The 16,568-nt window shown below is 65.5% G+C and carries 21 protein-coding genes (1 of these 21 running past the window's edge); 9 read left to right on the top strand and 12 right to left on the bottom strand.

The features are described from left to right. Window positions 1-7: 7 nt before the first annotated feature. The 4 genes from C4S73_RS26820 to acnA form a co-directional block, all read right to left on the bottom strand. Window positions 8-1,138 carry a beta-ketoacyl-ACP synthase gene (locus tag C4S73_RS26820; protein WP_103875647.1) on the bottom strand — a complete coding sequence of 377 codons (1,131 nt, stop codon included), beginning with the start codon at window positions 1,136-1,138 and terminating at the stop codon, window positions 8-10. Continuing rightward, window positions 1,135-1,605, bottom strand: a complete 471-nt coding sequence (locus C4S73_RS26815) for a 3-hydroxyacyl-ACP dehydratase FabZ family protein (protein WP_103875683.1) — start codon at window positions 1,603-1,605, stop codon at window positions 1,135-1,137. Before C4S73_RS26815 ends, C4S73_RS26820 begins: the two co-directional genes overlap by 4 nt. Window positions 1,606-1,760: 155 nt before the next feature. Beyond that, entirely contained in the window at window positions 1,761-2,042 is a 282-nt protein-coding gene (locus C4S73_RS26810) for an acyl carrier protein (RefSeq protein WP_038358122.1), read from the bottom strand. A 296-nt stretch (window positions 2,043-2,338) separates the two neighbouring features. Further along, complete coding sequence (acnA, locus tag C4S73_RS26805) at window positions 2,339-5,041, bottom strand: aconitate hydratase AcnA (RefSeq protein WP_103875646.1); 2,703 nt, start codon at window positions 5,039-5,041, stop codon at window positions 2,339-2,341. A gap of 218 nt (window positions 5,042-5,259) precedes the next feature. Here acnA and ccmA point away from each other — a divergent pair, with 218 nt between their 5' ends. Together ccmA and ccmB are read left to right on the top strand one after the other, a co-directional pair. Continuing rightward, complete coding sequence (ccmA, locus tag C4S73_RS26800) at window positions 5,260-5,880, top strand: heme ABC exporter ATP-binding protein CcmA (protein WP_103875645.1); 621 nt, start codon at window positions 5,260-5,262, stop codon at window positions 5,878-5,880. Next, complete coding sequence (gene ccmB, locus C4S73_RS26795; protein WP_103875644.1) at window positions 5,877-6,545, top strand: heme exporter protein CcmB; 669 nt, start codon at window positions 5,877-5,879, stop codon at window positions 6,543-6,545. Before ccmA ends, ccmB begins: the two co-directional genes overlap by 4 nt. 1 nt (window position 6,546) lies before the next feature. On the opposite strand, the gene C4S73_RS26790 is transcribed toward ccmB, so the two are convergent. Next, window positions 6,547-6,789 (bottom strand): hypothetical protein, encoded by a 243-nt coding sequence (locus C4S73_RS26790; RefSeq protein WP_103875643.1) that lies wholly within the window; start codon window positions 6,787-6,789, stop codon window positions 6,547-6,549. A gap of 227 nt (window positions 6,790-7,016) precedes the next feature. Between C4S73_RS26790 and C4S73_RS26785 the strand changes: the two genes are divergently transcribed. From C4S73_RS26785 to C4S73_RS26770, 4 genes are all read left to right on the top strand, one after another. Further along, entirely contained in the window at window positions 7,017-7,259 is a 243-nt protein-coding gene (locus C4S73_RS26785; RefSeq protein WP_103875642.1) for a hypothetical protein, read from the top strand. A 111-nt stretch (window positions 7,260-7,370) separates the two neighbouring features. Continuing rightward, window positions 7,371-8,132: a heme ABC transporter permease gene (locus C4S73_RS26780; RefSeq protein ID WP_103875641.1), complete on the top strand. Its 762-nt coding sequence runs from the start codon at window positions 7,371-7,373 to the stop codon at window positions 8,130-8,132. Next, complete coding sequence (gene ccmD / locus C4S73_RS26775; RefSeq protein WP_103875640.1) at window positions 8,129-8,317, top strand: heme exporter protein CcmD; 189 nt, start codon at window positions 8,129-8,131, stop codon at window positions 8,315-8,317. The genes C4S73_RS26780 and ccmD overlap by 4 nt, the downstream gene beginning before the upstream one ends. Next, window positions 8,314-8,904 carry a DsbE family thiol:disulfide interchange protein gene (locus tag C4S73_RS26770; protein WP_103875639.1) on the top strand — a complete coding sequence of 197 codons (591 nt, stop codon included), beginning with the start codon at window positions 8,314-8,316 and terminating at the stop codon, window positions 8,902-8,904. The genes ccmD and C4S73_RS26770 overlap by 4 nt, the downstream gene beginning before the upstream one ends. Before the next feature lie 9 nt (window positions 8,905-8,913). Here C4S73_RS26770 and purQ read toward each other — a convergent pair whose 3' ends face one another. The 4 genes from purQ to purC form a co-directional block, all read right to left on the bottom strand. Continuing rightward, window positions 8,914-9,609, bottom strand: a complete 696-nt coding sequence (gene purQ, locus C4S73_RS26765; RefSeq protein ID WP_103875638.1) for a phosphoribosylformylglycinamidine synthase subunit PurQ — start codon at window positions 9,607-9,609, stop codon at window positions 8,914-8,916. Window positions 9,610-9,613: 4 nt separating this feature from the next. After that, window positions 9,614-9,856: a phosphoribosylformylglycinamidine synthase subunit PurS gene (gene purS, locus C4S73_RS26760; RefSeq protein WP_103875637.1), complete on the bottom strand. Its 243-nt coding sequence runs from the start codon at window positions 9,854-9,856 to the stop codon at window positions 9,614-9,616. Between the two features lie 80 nt (window positions 9,857-9,936). Then, the gene (locus C4S73_RS26755; RefSeq protein WP_103875636.1) at window positions 9,937-10,527 is read right to left on the bottom strand and encodes a hypothetical protein; all 591 of its coding nucleotides are present in this window, start codon (window positions 10,525-10,527) and stop codon (window positions 9,937-9,939) included. A gap of 61 nt (window positions 10,528-10,588) precedes the next feature. After that, window positions 10,589-11,383 (bottom strand): phosphoribosylaminoimidazolesuccinocarboxamide synthase, encoded by a 795-nt coding sequence (gene purC / locus C4S73_RS26750; RefSeq protein ID WP_103875635.1) that lies wholly within the window; start codon window positions 11,381-11,383, stop codon window positions 10,589-10,591. 325 nt (window positions 11,384-11,708) lie between these two features. On the opposite strand from purC, the gene C4S73_RS26745 reads away from it, so the two are divergent. Beyond that, window positions 11,709-12,032, top strand: a complete 324-nt coding sequence (locus C4S73_RS26745) for a DUF1476 domain-containing protein (RefSeq protein ID WP_103875682.1) — start codon at window positions 11,709-11,711, stop codon at window positions 12,030-12,032. 212 nt (window positions 12,033-12,244) lie between these two features. Then, the gene (locus C4S73_RS26740; protein WP_103875634.1) at window positions 12,245-13,024 is read left to right on the top strand and encodes an HpcH/HpaI aldolase family protein; all 780 of its coding nucleotides are present in this window, start codon (window positions 12,245-12,247) and stop codon (window positions 13,022-13,024) included. Between the two features lie 69 nt (window positions 13,025-13,093). On the opposite strand, the gene C4S73_RS26735 is transcribed toward C4S73_RS26740, so the two are convergent. After that, complete coding sequence (locus C4S73_RS26735) at window positions 13,094-13,735, bottom strand: DNA-3-methyladenine glycosylase family protein (protein ID WP_103875633.1); 642 nt, start codon at window positions 13,733-13,735, stop codon at window positions 13,094-13,096. A gap of 97 nt (window positions 13,736-13,832) precedes the next feature. On the opposite strand from C4S73_RS26735, the gene gluQRS reads away from it, so the two are divergent. Further along, window positions 13,833-14,729, top strand: coding sequence for a tRNA glutamyl-Q(34) synthetase GluQRS (gene gluQRS, locus C4S73_RS26730; protein WP_103875632.1), 897 nt, complete (start codon window positions 13,833-13,835; stop codon window positions 14,727-14,729). A 6-nt stretch (window positions 14,730-14,735) separates the two neighbouring features. Here gluQRS and C4S73_RS26725 read toward each other — a convergent pair whose 3' ends face one another. Together C4S73_RS26725 and C4S73_RS26720 are read right to left on the bottom strand one after the other, a co-directional pair. Continuing rightward, window positions 14,736-15,653 carry an AEC family transporter gene (locus C4S73_RS26725; RefSeq protein ID WP_103875631.1) on the bottom strand — a complete coding sequence of 306 codons (918 nt, stop codon included), beginning with the start codon at window positions 15,651-15,653 and terminating at the stop codon, window positions 14,736-14,738. Between the two features lie 126 nt (window positions 15,654-15,779). Continuing rightward, window positions 15,780-16,568: the final stretch of a M23 family metallopeptidase gene (locus tag C4S73_RS26720; RefSeq protein WP_244595813.1), read on the bottom strand. Its footprint extends 1,239 nt past the window's final position; 789 of the gene's 2,028 nt are visible here — the last part of the coding sequence; its start codon lies beyond the right edge, outside the window; it ends in the stop codon at window positions 15,780-15,782.

Here is a 16,568-nt window from a genome sequence, read left to right as displayed (position 1 = left end):
CTGATCCTCACGCCTTCACCAGCCGCGCTGCGCCTTCGCCGCGCCAATGCCCGGCGCCCGTGACGATTGCCTCGTTTGCCTGCCCGTTTGCGATGGCGGCGGCAGCCAGCGCGACCGAAACCGGGAACGCCGCTTCCACGGCATGGCCGACGAGATCGCCTGTCGCAACGCTTTTGACTTGGGGCAGCGTGGCTATGGCGCTTGCCTCTTCGGCAGTGATGCCTGCAGCGCCTGTCGCAGCCGAGACTGCCAGGGCACCGGAATCAATCGGGCCAAAGCCGGAGATGAGGCCGCGCAAGGCCGCCTCGACCGTGCCGGGCTGGCGCCTTGAGCGGGTTGCGCCGACATGGGTCAGTTTCGCATGGATTTTTGCCCCGCGCGAGGCGGCACGATCGGCCGCTTCGAGCACGAGGAATGCCCCGGCACTGCCGGTGATGGCGCCCGGCGCAGCTTCGCGCGCAAAGACCGGCGCAAATTCGCCCTTGCGCAGATAGCCGCCGAGTTCGAGCAACAGCAGCATGTCGCGGCGCTCGGCGTTATAGGCGCCGCCCACCAGCATGACCTCGGCCTGGCCGGCCGCGATGCGGGCATGGGCCGTGCGGATCGCGTCGACGCCGGCTTGTTCCTCGCCCATGAAGGTGCGCGATGCCCCGGTGACGCCGTGGACTATGGCGATGTTGCCGGCGAGCAGATTCGAAAGCTGCGCCAGGAAAAGCGTGGGGCGCAGATCGCCCATCAGCCGCTCGTTCAGATAGGAGCCGGGCGCATTGGCGCCACGCAGGCCCGTCAGGATAGCGCCGTCGACGGCGTGGTCGCGCTCGCCGCCACCTGCAGCGACGATGACCTGCAGCACGCTCTTGGCCTCGGCATCGTCCTTCAGACCGGCATCGTCGAGCGCCAGGCCGGCGGTGTAGACGCCGATACGCTGCCAAGGCTCCATCTGGCGCTGATCGGACTTCTTCGGAATCTGGCGGTCGAGTTCAAGCGGCTTCAGCGGATGAACCGGGTAGGGCGCGAAGCTCGTGGCATCGACATTGGGGGCTGTGCCCGCGCCAAGCGCCTGTGCGTGGACATCGGCGCCTTCGCCGAGGCTCGAAGCAAGGCCTATTCCGGTGATGACGACGTCGCGTAGGCTCATCGGGCAGGCTCCGGCTTCAGGCCGATGGCGGCGATGCGGCCTTCCATCAGTACGCGCATGTCGGCGGGGAAGGGCATCAATCGAAAGCGCAGCTCCGCATCGCAGATCGGCTTGCCTGCGATGGTGATCTTCGCCTTGGTCGCGGCATAGCCAGAGCCTTCGATAACAAGTTCGGCCGTGACATCGAGGACGGCATCAGGCTCGACGAAGGTGCGGAAGCGCGCCTTGTCGACCGTCATCAGGAAGGGCATCTGGGTCAGGCCGTTCAGCCCGAGCAGCAGATAGCCGGAGGCCTGCGCCATGGTTTCGGTGAGCAGGACGCCGGGCACCAGCGGGTGGCCGGGGAAATGTCCTTCGAAGACCGGGCTTGCCGTCGCCGAAGGGACGGTCGAGCGCGTGACGATGCGCTTTTCCGAAGGTTCGAACGCGACGACCGTGTCGATCATGTCGAAATATTCGAGGCGCATGCGATCCTTGGCCATGTCAGGCGCGACCGGAACGGCGCGCGGACGCGGCGCGGATCTCACGTCCCCACGTCGCGTGCTTATGCTCTATCGGGAGAGTGTGCCCGGCTCAAGGCCGGGCTCAGCGAAGGCCTGCTAGGTCGTCAGGCCTTCTCGCGTCAGGCCTTCTTGGCGGCGACCAGGTCGTCGATGCGCTTGCACAGGTTCTCGAGCACGAAATACTGCTCGGCCGGCGCCTTGCCTTCGTTGACTTCCTGCGTCCATTGCTCGAGCGGAAGCTTGATGCCGAAGGCCTTGTCGATCGCGAAGGCGATGTCGAGGAAAGCCAGGGAATCGATGCCGAGATCGTCGATGGCATGGCTCTGGGGCGTGATCTTCTCGCGCGGAATATCGCAGGTCTCCGAAATGATTCCGGCGACCGTCTCAAACGTAGCGGACATGCGGGTGCTCCCGTCTTGGATGCAAGGAAGGCGGATGACATCCGGGCGCAGGGGATACCCCGCGCCTGCCCCAAGCCCCCCGCCGAGGATGACTGTGACGCCCCCTTACACCTCGGGGCGGGAGAGGACAACCATCAGCTCCCTAACCTTCTCCCCTCGGGGGAGAAGGTGACCCGGGGCAGCCGGGTCGGATGAGGGACGGATGGGCTGGATGAGGGCTGGCCAGCGTAAGCGGCTCTTCCCTCATCCGTCAGTGCTTCGCACTGCCACCTTCTCCCCCGGAGGGGAGAGGACAATCAGGCCGCGATGCCGCGGAGCACATATTGCAGGATGCCGGCGTTCTTGAAGTAGTCGAGCTCGTCCAGCGTATCGATGCGGCAGAGGATCGGAACCTTCTTCACCGTGCCGTCGGCATAGGTGATCTCGGCTTCCAGCGTCTGGCGCGGCTTGACCGTGGCGAGGCCGCGGATCGTGACGCTCTCATCGCCCTTGAGATCGAGCGTCGCCCAGCTGGTGCCCTCCGCCAGGGTGAACGGGACGACGCCCATGCCGACGAGGTTCGAGCGGTGGATGCGCTCGAAGCTCTGCGCGATCACCGCCTTGACGCCGAGCAGATTGGTGCCCTTGGCCGCCCAGTCGCGTGAGGAGCCGTTGCCGTATTCGACGCCGGCGAAGACGACCAGCGGCACCTTCTCGGCCTGGTAGCGCATGGCCGCATCATAGATCGGCAGCTCTTCCTTGCTCGGGTAGTGGATGGTGTAGCCACCCTCGCGGCCGTTGGGGCCCATCATGTGGTTGCGGATGCGGATGTTGGCGAAGGTGCCGCGCATCATCACCTCATGATTGCCGCGCCGCGTGCCGTACTGGTTGAAGTCGGCGACGGCAACGCCGTGCTCGGAAAGATAGGCCCCAGCCGGGGAGGCGGCCTTGATCGAGCCAGCCGGCGAGATGTGGTCGGTGGTGATCTTGTCGCCGAAGAGCCCGAGAATGCGGGCACCCTGGATGTCGGTGACCGGCGAGGGCGTCTTGCCCATGCCCTGGAAATAGGGCGGGTTCTGCACATAGGTCGAATCGTCGTCCCAGGCATAGGTCTGGCTTTCAGGCGTCTTCACGGCCTGCCAATGCGCGTCGCCCTTGAAGACATCCGCATATTTGGCCTGGAAGATCGCGCGGGTGACGTTCTCGGCGATGAAGCGCTGGATCTCCTTATTGGAGGGCCAGATGTCCTTGAGAAAGACGGGCTGACCATCCGAGCCCGTGCCGAGCGGCTGCGTCGTCAGGTCCATCTGCACGGAGCCCGCCAGCGCGTAGGCGACAACCAGCGGCGGCGATGCCAGGTAGTTCGCCTGCACGTCGGGCGAGACGCGGCCTTCGAAGTTGCGGTTGCCGGAGATGACGGCGCCCGCGATCAGGCCCTGATCGTTGATCGCCTTCGAGATCGGCGCCGGCAGCGGGCCGGAATTGCCGATGCAGGTGGTGCAGCCGAAGCCGACCAGGTTGAAGCCGAGCTTGTCGAGATCGGCTTGGAGGCCGGCCTTGGCAAGATATTCGGCCACGACCTGCGAGCCAGGGGCCAGCGAGGTCTTCACCCACGGCTTCACCTTGAGGCCCTTGGCGACGGCGTTGCGGGCGAGCAGGCCGGCCGCCATCAGCACCGAGGGGTTCGAGGTGTTGGTGCAGGAGGTGATGGCGGCGATGACGACATCGCCATGGCCGAGATCGTGATCGCGGCCCTCGACGGGCACGCGGCGCGAAATCTCGCCGCCCTTCTTGTATTCGGTGTCCATCGCGGCTTTGAACCCGGCAGCGACGGCGCCGAGATCGACGCGGCCTTCGGGGCGCTTGGGGCCGGCCATCGAAGGCTGCACCGTGCTGAGGTCGAGTTCGAGCGTGTCGGTGAAGACCGGATCGGGCGTCTCGATCGTGGCGAACAGGCCCTGCGCCTTGCTGTAGGCTTCGACCAGCGCGATCCGCTCGGCGGTGCGGCCGGTGGTGGTGAGATAGTCGATCGTTTCGGCATCGACGGGGAAGAAGCCGCAGGTCGCGCCGTATTCCGGGCCCATATTGGCGATGGTGGCGCGGTCGGCCAGCGTCAGATTGTAGAGGCCGGGGCCGAAGAACTCGACGAACTTGCCGACGACGCCCTTCTTGCGCAGCATCTGCGTGACGGTCAGCACGAGGTCGGTGGCGGTGATGCCCTCGCGCAGCGCACCGGTCAGCTTGAAGCCGATGACTTCCGGCAGCAGCATCGACTGCGGCTGGCCGAGCATTGCGGCCTCGGCCTCGATGCCGCCCACGCCCCAGCCGAGCACGGCCAGGCCGTTGACCATGGTGGTGTGCGAATCCGTTCCGACGACGGTGTCGGGATAGGCGACCTCGACCTCGACGCCTTCCGCGTTCTTTTCAGCGCGCGTCCAGACGGTCTGGGCGAGATATTCGAGATTGACCTGATGGCAGATGCCAGTGCCGGGCGGCACGACGCGGAAATTGTCGAAAGCGAGCTGGCCCCATTTCAGGAAGCGGTAGCGCTCGCCATTGCGCTCGTATTCAAGCTCGACATTCTGCGACAGCGCCTTGGGCGTGCCGAATTCGTCGACGATGACGGAATGGTCGATGACCAGATCGACCGGCACCAGCGGGTTGATCTTGGCGGGATCGCCGCCCAGCGCCTTGACGCCGTCGCGCATCGCCGCGAGATCGACGACGGCGGGAACGCCGGTGAAGTCCTGCATCAGCACGCGGGCGGGGCGGAAGCCGATCTCCTTGCCGGCAGTGCCCTTGTCGTTGATCCAGGCGGCGACGCCTTCGATGTCGGCCTTGGTGACCGAGCGGCCGTCCTCGAAGCGCAGCAGGTTCTCGAGCAGCACCTTCATCGAGAAGGGGAGCCTGGAGACGCCGGCGAGGCCGTTCTGCTCGGCGATCGGCAGGGAGAAGTAGTCATAGGATTTGTCACCGACAACCAGTGTCTGGCGGCATTTGAAAGAGTCGAGCGAAGCCATGCGGGCGATCCTGATCAAGGGGTTGCGGTCGCGACCCGGACGAACCTTGCGGAGGTGCCGGATCGAAGGCCTAATGCGCATGACGCGCGCGCCGCCTCGGGAGTGCCCGAGCCCCGCGCCGGATCGGCGTGCGGCGTAGCCACGGGTTCTATAGAGCAATTCCAAGAAGCGCGCTACATGAACGAAATAGGGTCGGATACGTTGGTGGCGCTGAGGTCTTGACGCAATTCTCATTCCCGAAACGGACGCTCAGCGTGGAAAACCTCGCCTGTCGTCGCGGCGGAAGGCTGATTTTCGAAGATGTAGGCTTCCGCCTCGGCAATGGCGAAGCGATCGCGCTCACCGGCCGCAACGGTGCCGGTAAGTCGAGCCTGATCGCGATGCTGTGCGGGCGGCTGCGGCCGGAGGCGGGTGTCTTGCGAATCGAAGGCGCCGACGATGCGCCGCTCCAAGAGCTGATCCATCTCGTCGGCCATCGCGACGGGTTGAAGACGAGTCTGAGCGCGCGCGAAAATCTCGACTTCGCGCAGGCGCTGCTCGGCGATGCCGCCCTGCCGGCCGACGCGGCGCTGGAGCGCGTCGGGCTGGCCCATATTGCGGAGCTGCCGGTCGGCTATCTCTCGGCGGGCCAGCGCCGTCGCGTTGCACTGGCGCGGTTGCTGGTATCCCGGCGGCCGTTCTGGCTGCTCGACGAGCCGATGTCGGCGCTGGATATTTCGGCGCAGGCGATGCTGACCGGGTTGATGGAGGCGCATCTGGGCGAAGGCGGCGCGATCCTGGCCGCGACGCATGGCCCGCTTGGGCTCGATGGCGCCACCGAGGTGAGGATCGGGCCGTGAGCCGCGCCTTCCTCGCCATCCTCCAGCGCGATCTTGTGCTTGCGACCCGCGCGGGCGGCGGCGGGGAGCTCGCGCTCGTCTTCTTTCTGACGCTCGTGGTGCTGGTGCCCTTCGCGCTCGGTCCCGATCTCAACCTGCTCTCGCGGATAGGCCCTGCGATTCTCTGGCTTGGGGCGCTGCTATCGGTGCTGATCGGGCTCGACCGCCTGTTTCAGAGCGACGAGGATGACGGCTCACTCGATCTGATCCGGTCGTCCGCGCTGCCCTTGGAGCTGGCTGTTCTGGCAAAGGGACTGGCGCATTGGCTGACGACGGGATTGCCGCTGGCGCTGGCTGCGCCTCTGCTCGGGCTGCTCGTCGCGCTTCCCGCGGAGGCAATGCTGCCGGTCTCGGCGACGCTGCTGGTTGGAACGCCGGCGCTGAGCTTCATCGGTGCGGCCGGTGCGGCGTTGACAGCCAGCCTGCGCCGCGGTGGCCTGATCGTGCCGATCCTTGTCGCGCCGTTGACTGTGCCTGTGCTGATATTCGGGGTTTCGGCGGCGAATGCCGCGATCGGCGGGACGATTCCGTTCCTGACACCGTTCCTGATCCTGTGTGCGCTTTCGCTCATCGCGCTCGTCGTCGGGACGATAGCGGCAGCGGTCGCCTTGCGGCAGGCCGAATAAATCAGGCCGACTGCTTGATCTGATCGTTCGAGTGCATACCGTCGAGTTCGACGGCGCAGCCGCATTGCGCTGCCAGCCGCGCGACGGTCGCGGCGAGAGCGTTGAGGCCGGTCTCGGGCATCGCATGCCTGCGCCTGATTTGCTCGGCAGTCGCATAGACGTCAACCACCAGGGATTGGCTGGCCTTCGACCTGATCGCGATTTCGACCTCGCGCTGGATCTCATCCGGCAATTGTATCTGCATGGTCGCTCCTCGCGTTCATCCGGAGGCTAGCCAATGATGGGCTCAACCGCAACCTTTCAATCCAGGAATGGTAATATATTCAATGAGTTAGTAAGGGACTGAAACGACGCCAAAGGAGGCGCCGCCGAATCCGGCGCAAGAACCGATAACGGCATAGAATATTGATTATCAGTCAAATGTGCTTACAACGGCTCTTACTCACTCCACTAATCACGCAGGGCTGGGCGATGGCGGAACTGGAAAGGCCCGAGCGCCTTCAAATCATGTTGAGCCAGGACGAGTTGCGCGCGCTGGAAGATTGGCGTTTCAGCAAGCGGATGCCGAGCCGTGCGTCCGCAGTGCGCGAATTGTTGAGGCGCGGCCTTGCCGCCGACGGCTTCAATGTTGCCGGCGAGGGGGTGCGCTCGCAGGATTTCAGTGTGGTCGGCGAGGCCCACCCGAACGGATCGTCGCCCAGCGAGCAGGGCTGATCGACGCTTCCTCGCATAATGTCGCCAATGTCGCAGCGTCTCTAAGCCGATTGCTGGACGCCGCGCGCGTTGCTAAAGCTGCGCCGGCGGCCCCGAGACTTCGCGGATGACATGGCTAGCCTGATCGACCTGGCGAATCCGACGCGCTTCATGCGCTTTTCAGCCGCCCTGCTGCCCTGGCTTGCAGGCGTATCGGTGCTGCTGCTGGCTGTCGGGCTCTATCTCGCCTGGTTCGTGGCCCCGGCCGACTACCAGCAGGGCGAAACCATCCGGATCATGTTCGTGCATGTGCCGGCCGCCTGGCTTGCCTTGATGTTCTATACTCTTATGGCGGTATCCGCGCTGGGCACGCTGGTCTGGCGCCATCCGCTGGCCGATGTCGCCCAGAAGGCGGCCGCCCCGATCGGCGCTTGCTTCGCCCTCATCTGCCTTTTGACCGGTGCCTTCTGGGGCAAGCCGATGTGGGGCACCTATTGGGTCTGGGATGCGCGGCTGACTTCGGTGCTCGTACTGTTCCTGATCTATCTCGGCATCATCGCGCTCTGGCGCGTGCTCGACGAACCCTCCCGCGCTGGCCGCGCGGTCGCGATCCTGACGCTGATCGGCTTCGTCAACGTTCCGATCATCAAGTTTTCGGTCGACTGGTGGAATACGCTGCACCAGCCGGCCTCGGTGCTGCGCGTCGGCGGCCCAAGCATCCATCCGAGCATGCTCTGGCCGCTGCTGATCCTGGCGCTCGGCTTCACCTTCCTGGCGCTGGCGCTGCATCTCGTCGCGATGCGCGCCGAGATCATGCGCCGGCGGGTGCGGACACTGACGATCCTGGAGGCCGAGCGGCTCGACAGGCTGGCGGCGCAGGCGGTGCCGGCATGAGCGGCTTCCCTGCAGACGGTCTGGGGCCGCATGCCGGCTTCATCCTGGCGTCATATGCAGCAGTAGTCGCTATCCTTGGCGGGCTGATCCTGTCGATTGCGCTCGATCATCGGGCGCAGAAGCGGGCCCTGGCCGCGCTCGAAAAGCGTGGCGCCGGACGCCGTTCGGACAGGGTGAACTCATGAGCACGACCGAGACGGCCCCGGCCCGGCGCTCGCCGCTGCTGTTCCTCATACCGCTGATCCTGTTCGGAGCTCTGGCGCTGGTTTTTGCCGCCGGCCTGTTCTCGGGCGATGCCAGCAAGGTGCCGTCCGCGCTGATCGGGAGGCCTGCACCGACGATCGCGCTGCCTCCGCTCGAGGGCCTTCAGCGGAACGGCCAGCCGGTTCCGAGTTTCGCGATGGCCGATCTCAAGGGCCGCGCCACGATCGTCAACATCTTCGCCAGCTGGTGCGCGCCCTGCCGCGTCGAGCATCCGTTTCTGGTCGCGCTGGCTGAATCCGACGCGGTCAAGCAGGGGCGGGTCGCGCTGGTCGGCATGAACTACAAGGACGAGGCCGAGAATGCCCGCCGCTTTCTAGGCGCACTCGGCAACCCTTATTCGGCGATCGGGGTCGACCGGGCCGGCCGGGCCGCCATCGAATGGGGCGTTTATGGCGTGCCCGAGACTTTCGTCGTCGGTCCTGACGGGCGCATTCTGGAAAAACATGTCGGGCCGCTGGATGCTGCCGTTGCAGGGCGGCTGCTGGTCAGAGCTGCGTCGGGTCGCTGACGCGGCGGTTCAGGCGGCCTTGCGACCGCCCATCAGGCTTTCGAACATGCCGCGACCGTCGGTGCCGCCGGTGAGCGAATCGATCAGGTTCTCGGGATGCGGCATCAGGCCGAGCACGTTGAGCTTGGGCGAATAGATGCCGGCGATGTTGTTGAGCGAACCGTTGGGGTTGGCTTCGGCGGTGACCGCGCCCTGCGCATCGGCATAGCGGAACGCAACCAGGCCTTCGCCTTCAAGCCGAGCCAGCGTGTCGCTGTCGGCGATGTAGTTGCCTTCGCCATGGGCGATGCAGACATCGATGACCTGGCCCTTGGCATAGGCGTTGGCATAGGGCGTGTCAGCGCGCTCGACGGTGAGATGCTGGCGCTTGCAGACGAATTTGAGGTCGGCATTGCGCATCAGGATGCCCGGCAGGAGCCCGGCCTCGCAGACGATCTGGAAGCCGTTGCAGATGCCCAGCACATAGCCGCCGCGTTCGGCATGGGCGCGGGTCGCGTCCATGATGTTGGCACGGCCGGCGATCGCGCCGGTGCGCAGATAATCGCCATAGGAGAAGCCGCCGGGCAGGACCACGAGGTCGGTGCCGGCAGGCAGGGTGGTGTCGGCGTGCCAGACATGGGCAACCGTCGCTCCCGCCTGCTTCAGCGCCTTGGCGACGTCGCCCTCGCGGTTGGAACCGGGAAAGGTGATGACTGCGGCTTTCATCGGATCAGGCTCCGATCTCGACGCGGTAGTTCTCGATCACGGTGTTGGCCAGAAGCTTCTCGCAGGCGGTCTTCAAGGCCGCTTCGGCCGCAGCCTTGTCGGCGCCGGCCAGTTCGATGTCGAAGATCTTGCCCTGACGGACGGCGCCGACGCCGTCGATGCCGAGGGATTTCAGCGCGCCTTCGATCGCCTTGCCCTGCGGATCGAGCACGCCGGTCTTCAGGGTAACGGTGACGCGGGCTTTCATGGGTCTCTCCGGGGAATGATCGGGCGTGGCTTAGCGGCGAATCGGGTAAGGCTCAACCTCTACGCGTCGTTTCACGTGAATCAGCGGGCGTGCCAGGCCGCGAGCGCCTGGCTGCGAGCCGCGTCTGAGTCGGGGCTGATGCCGAGCGCGACGACTAGGTGTCCGGCCTCGCGGCCAGACAGGATCGCGGTGACGGCGCGTTTGCCGCTGGTGTCGCGCGCGGCGATTTCGACGAGCAGCCCCGCAATGCCTTCGGCGCTGAAGCGGGAGACGGTGGTGGTGCTTTTCGGGCTCGCCGCGTTGTCGGCCGCTGGCTTGGCAGGTTTCGCGGGGGCCTTCCCGGCTGCCTTGGTCTTGTTATCGGAGGTCGGTTTGGCAAAATCGCGGGCGAGGCGGGTCGGGTCTTCCGCCAGCGTCCGTTCCATCGCGTCGGCCTCGCGTCCATCGAGGGTGATGAGCGCGGCGAACCCCTGTCGCGTGCAGGTCGCGCGCGGGCAGAAGGACATGGCCTTTGCCGAGAGCCCGTCATTCAGCACCCAGGATTCGATCGGCAGGGGCTGCCAGCCGCGCTCGGCGGGGAGTTCGGCGATGCCGAAGCCGAAATGATTGGCGCAGCCGGCGAGGAAAGCGATACCGGCGAGCAGTGCAGCAACGTGAAAACGGGAGCGCAAGCGCTCCCGTTTCAAATCCGGCGGTCGTTCCGGGCGGAGGTTCACTGCGCCGGCGCGACGATTACTGCACCAGCCGTGGGCCTGCCGGTCCGGCTTTCTCGTTCTCGCCGAGAATGCCGAGGCGGCGCGCCACTTCGGTATAGGCCTCGATCAGCCCGCCCATGTCACGGCGGAACCGGTCCTTGTCCATCTTGTCCTTCGACTTGATGTCCCAGAGACGGCAGGAATCGGGGCTGATCTCATCGGCGACGACGATGCGCATCATCTCACCTTCCCAGAGTCGGCCGCATTCGATCTTGAAATCGACGAGGCGGATGCCGGCGCCCAGGAACAGGCCCGACAGGAAGTCGTTGACGCGAATGGCAAGCGCCATGATGTCGTCGATCTCCTGGGGCGTCGCCCAGCCGAAAGCGGTGATGTGCTCTTCGGAGACCATCGGGTCGTTCAGCGCATCGTTCTTGTAATAGAACTCGATGATCGAACGGGGCAGCTGGGTGCCTTCCTCCAGCCCGAGGCGGGTGGAGAGCGAGCCGGCGGCGACGTTGCGCACGACAACCTCGAGCGGAATGATCTCGACCTCGCGGATGAGCTGCTCGCGCATGTTCAGCCGGCGGATGAAATGCGTGGGAACGCCGATATCGTTGAGGTTCGAGAAGATGTGCTCGGAGATCCGGTTGTTCAGAACGCCCTTGCCGTCGATCACTTCGTGCTTCTTGGCATTGAAGGCGGTCGCATCGTCTTTGAAATGCTGGATCAGCGTGCCGGGCTCGGGTCCTTCATAAAGGACCTTCGCCTTGCCTTCGTAGATGCGACGGCGGCGATTCATGGGGATGTACCGTGGCTTGAGGAAATCCAAAGGTCGGCCTTTCTCTGGTCGCGGTTGCCCGCGGCGGGATCGTGGCCCCTGATCAGCCGGTCCTTCGCAATCTGCGCCATTCCGACGGATCGGAATCACCCTAGACTGCGCTGCCGGCTGGCTCAATGCGCTCGCGACCGCCAGGGCCGTCTGCGCGCCCGCTATATGGCGCTTCTGCACCGCAAACGCAACAAATGGGTCTTTGCAGTGCAATTTGGTCGCAAGCATGACGCCGCTTGGTCAATCCGCGCTAGCCCTGTGCCACGCGTCATCCTATATGGCTGTCATTCACGCCGCCGAAGCTCCGGAAGAGGATCAAAACCGCATGTCGACCTTCGATCAGCGCAAGGATGCCTTCGAGAACAAATTTGCCCATGACGAGGAGCTGCGCTTCAAGGCCACGGCCCGGCGCAACAAGCTGCTCGGCCTCTGGGCCGCCGAGAAGCTCGGCAAGAGCGGCGCCGAGGCCGACGCCTACGCCAAGGAGGTCGTCGTGGCCGATTTCCAGGAAGCCGGCGACGAGGATGTCGTGCGCAAGGTCAAGGGTGACTTCGCGGCGGGGGATGTCGCGGTCACCGATACCGAGATCAGGACGGTGATGAACGAGCTTCTGATCCGGGCCGCGGAAGAGATCCAGGCCGGGCGCTGAGCGTAAAGCCGGCCGCTAAGGTGCAGAGCACGCGCTACGCGGGGCTTGGCATGGGCGCAGGGCTTGACATGGGCGCAGGGCTTGGCATGCGCAAACGCAGGGCTTGATTGAAACGGGCGCATGGGCGCCCGTTTGCATTTCCGCCACTCCCTGGTCCAACGTGGCTCACCCGCCGCGACGTCAAGAGCGGGTCTGAAACGGATGAACGCACCATGGCCAAGCCCACTATCCTGTCTTCGCTCGCCGACCGTCTCGCCAAGGGCGATACGATCGTTTCGGCCTGGTGCGGCCTGCCCGAGCCCGGCATCGCCGGCATCCTGGCGCAGGAAGGGTTCGACGCCGTCACGCTCGACATGCAGCATGGTCCGATCACGCTCGGCGAGGTCATCCGCGCGATTCCGCTGATAAATGCCGCCGGCAAACCTGCCATGGCCCGCATCCCGGTCGGCGAGTTCCAGAACGTCTCGAAACTGTTCGATGCCGGCGTGTCCGGCGTGATCGCGCCCATGATCAACACCATGGAGGACGCGCGGACCTTCGCGGCCTACACGAAATACCCGCCGATGGGCGAGCGCAGCTGGGGCAGCTATGGCGGTCTTGGCGCGTCGGGCCTCGACGCCAATACTTACCTCAAGGAGGCGAATCGCTTCTCGCTCTCCTTCGCCATGATCGAGACGCGCGAAGCGATGGCGATCCTCGACGATATCCTGGCTCTGGAGGGGATCGACGCTGTTTTCGTCGGGCCGTCCGACCTGTCGATCGCACTGTCCGGCGGCAAGCAGGTCGACGCGCTGTCGGCCGAGGTCGACGAGACGATCCGGCATATCGTCGCGCGGGCCTCGGCGGTGAACAAGCCGGTCGCGATCTACGCGCAGTCGGCAGAACGGGCCAAGGCCTTCATCGACATGGGCGCGAAGCTCGTCACGGTGATGAGCGATACCGCGCTGCTGCGCACGGCCACGCAGGCCGCGCTGAAGGTCATCCGCGGCTAGCTCTTTGTTCCTGCATCGGCCTTTCCCGAAAACCGCATTCCACTTTTCGGGCCGATGCTCAAGGCACCCTCACGCGTTGATGCCTTCGCGCTTCTTGAGCGCGGCGTAATAGGCCCAGAGCAAGCGGGCCGCGACGCCGCGCCAGGGTCGCCAGGCCTCGGCCAGCAACTCCAGCTCCGAGGCCTTCGGCCGCGCGTCCAGCCCGAAGGCGACGCGCGCGGCCTCCTGGATCGCAAGGTCTCCGGCGGCGAAGCCGTCGCGATGGCCAAGGCAGAAGAGCAGATAGACATCGGCCGTCCAGGGGCCGATGCCCGAGATCGCCGTCATATGCGCGTGAACCTGTTCGGGCGTCGCGGTGTCCAGCGATTCGAGCACGAGCTCTTCCCCGACGATGGCAGCCGCCACCGCGCGCAGCGTGCGCTGCTTGGGACGCGACAGCCCAGACAGCCGCATCTCCTCGTCGCTGGCCGCCAGGACCCGCTCCGGCGTCAGCGGCGTCAGCACGCTCTCGACCCGCGCCCAGACGGCGCGCGCGCTGGCCACCGAAAGCTGCTGGGCGACGATGATCGCGGCCAGCCCCGAAAAGCCGCCCTCGCGCCGCCGCAAGGGCGGCAGCCCGGTTCGCTCGATGATGGTGGCCCAATGCGGGTGGAGGCCGCGCAAGGCGGCCATGCCCTCTTCGAGATCGGCGTCGCAAGTAATCTTCTGCATTGGACACTCAACAAGACCGGCCTTGCGACCGGATCTGTCAGCAGTCTGCCGCCGACGCCCCCTTGGCCGCTTCGGGGCGAGACCATAGAGAGGGGAGATGGCGACGTCCCCTCCCGATTGCGACAAGGCGGTCTTCCGTTTCGCGCCGAGCCCGAACGGGCTGCTGCATCTCGGGCATGCGCTGTCGGCCCTGACCAATGAGCGGTTCGCGTCGCTGTTCGAGGGCCGGTTGCTGCTGCGGATCGAGGATATCGATCTTAGCCGCTGCAAGCCCGCATTCGAGCAGGCGATGCGCGATGATCTCGACTGGCTTGGCCTTCATTTCGCGAGCGAGGTCCGACGGCAATCCGAGCATTTCGCCGATTATGCGCAGGCGTTGTCGGTGTTGCGCCGGCGCGGATTGGTCTACCCCTGCTTCTGCTCGCGGCAGCAGGTGAGGGTGGCGGTTGCGGCCGAAGAAGCGCAGTCCGGGCGTCCCTGGCCGGTCGATCCCGATGGGGCTCCGCTCTATCCGGGGCTTTGTCGGGAGCTCGATCCGTCAGAGGCGGAACGGCGCGTCGCGGCCGGCGAGCCGCATGTGCTGCGTCTCGATATGAAGCGCGCCCAGGCGCTTGCGGGCGCTGCCGTCGGCTATCGCGTCTTCGACGACAGCGGCGAGGAGCGCCAGATTCCTGCTCGCCCGGAGCGCTGGGGCGATGTCGTGCTGGCGCGCAAGGACGTGCCGACGAGCTATCATCTGTCCGTGGTCGTCGACGATGCCTTGCAGGGGGTGACGCATGTGGTGCGCGGCCGCGATCTCGAGGCCGCGACCGATATCCATGTCGTGCTGCAGCGCCTGCTTGGCCTGCCAAGTCCGGCCTATCATTTTCATCCGCTGCTGATCGACGAGACCGGCCAAAAGCTGGCCAAGAGCCGATCGTCTGAAAGCCTTGCCGATCTAAGGGCAAGGGGCATCACGGCCGCAGCGATCCGTGCGCAGCTCGGCTTTGCCTGACCGCGCTCAGCCGACGCCGAGCCAGGTCAGCCATGCGGCAGTGGTAAAGAGCGACAGCAGCGTCGACAGCGTGATCGCGCTCGAAGCGTCCGCCATGCCCTGGCGATAGCGCTCGGCGAAGAGATAGGCGTTGATCCCGCAGGGGCAGGCGGCAAAAAGCACTGCGACGCCCGACCAGTGCGGCGGCATCTGGAACACCCGCGTCGCCAGCAGATAGACGATCAGCGGGTGCAGTCCCAGCTTGAGCGCGCTCAGGACCGTCGGCAGGCCGATGCCGGATTCCAGACCATAGCGGCGCATGGCGATGCCCAGGCTGATCAGCGCGCAGGGGACTGCGGCCCCGGCCAGAATATCGACGATCGTCCAGAATGGCAGGGGAACCTGATCGACGAAGGGACGCACGGCCGAGCCAAGCAGGATGCCGATGATGATCGGATGGGTGAACAGGCGCCGTATCAACATCGGCACGGAGGCCGAGCGGCCCTCCGCCAGCAGGGTCGCAACCGTCATCGTGACCGGCAGGTGGATCGCGAGGAGCAGGCCGAGCGGCACCGCGCCGGCATCGCCATAAGCCTTCAGGATCATGGGAACGCCGACGAAGACGGTGTTGGATTGCGCGGCTGCGAAGCCGGAAACGACGAGTTCCGGCCCCGTTCGCGCGAAGAAGCGACTCGCGATCAGCATTGCCAGCGCCCAGACGATGGCGAGCCCGGCGAAATAGGCGATCCAGTAGCCCCAGGGCTGGGTCGCCGGGATATCGGCTTTGGCAAGCGTGCGGAAAAGCAGGCAGGGCACGGCGAGCACGAAGACGAAATCCGAAAGGCCTTCGCCGGTGGATTCGCGCAGCAGCTTGGTCCAACGCGCGACATAGCCAAGGCCGATCAGGCCGAACACGGGCAGGACGACGAGAAGGGAAGCGAGCATGGCGCTGACTTGCGAGACCGAAAAGGGGCGTTGCCGGGCAATATACCGTTTGGCGGTGTGCCTTTAGACGGCCGGAGTCAAGCGCGTGGAGCGGGTTTGGCGGCGTTCTGGTTGGGGCGCATGCGCTCAGCGCAGTTGTGCGACCGTTCCGCCGGCGCGCTCGATCAGCCCGCGGATCTCGTCGCGCTGGCGCTTGTACTCGGCGAGCGTGCCGCCCTGAAGCTCGCGCCCGCGCGGGACGCGGATCTTCATCGGATTGACGAAGTTGTCGTTGACCTTGACCTCGTAATGCAGGTGCGGGCCGGTCGAGAGGCCCGTCGAGCCGAGATAGCCGATGACCTGACCCTGCCGGACCTTTGCGCCGGGCACGATGCCATTGGCGAAATTGGACTGGTGCGAATAGGTCGTGACATAGCCGTTGGCGTGCTGGATCTCGGTGTGCTTGCCATAACCCGACGACCAGCCGGCCTTGAGCACGGTACCGTTGCCGGCGGCCAGGATCGGCGTGCCGATGCGGTTGGCCCAGTCCACGCCGGTATGCATCTTCGAATAACGCATGATCGGATGGTAGCGCATGCCGAAGCCCGAGCGCATCTCGCCATCTGCGATCGGCTTGCGCAGCAGGAACTTCTTCAGCGAGCGGCCGTCCTCGTCGAAATATTCGATCAGACCGTCTTCCGGTGCCTGATAGCGGAAGACGCGGCGCGTTTCACCGCCGATGGTCAGTGAGGCCGACAGAATCTCAGCCCGCTCGCCTTCGTCTTCCTCGGTGAAGATGACCTCGAGATTGTCCCCGCCGCGCACACGCTGCTGGAAATCGAGATCGTAGGAGAAGATCCGTACCAGTTCGTCGATCAGCGGACGCGGCAGGTCATGGCGCATGCCGGTTTCGTACAGGCTCTCGTAGAGCCGGGC

Source organism: Allobosea lathyri (assembly GCF_900108245.1).
GTDB classification, from domain to species: Bacteria; Pseudomonadota; Alphaproteobacteria; order Rhizobiales; family Beijerinckiaceae; genus Allobosea; species Allobosea lathyri.
Note: the sequence above shows the minus strand (reverse complement) of the source record. Positions and strands in the feature narration are given on the sequence as shown.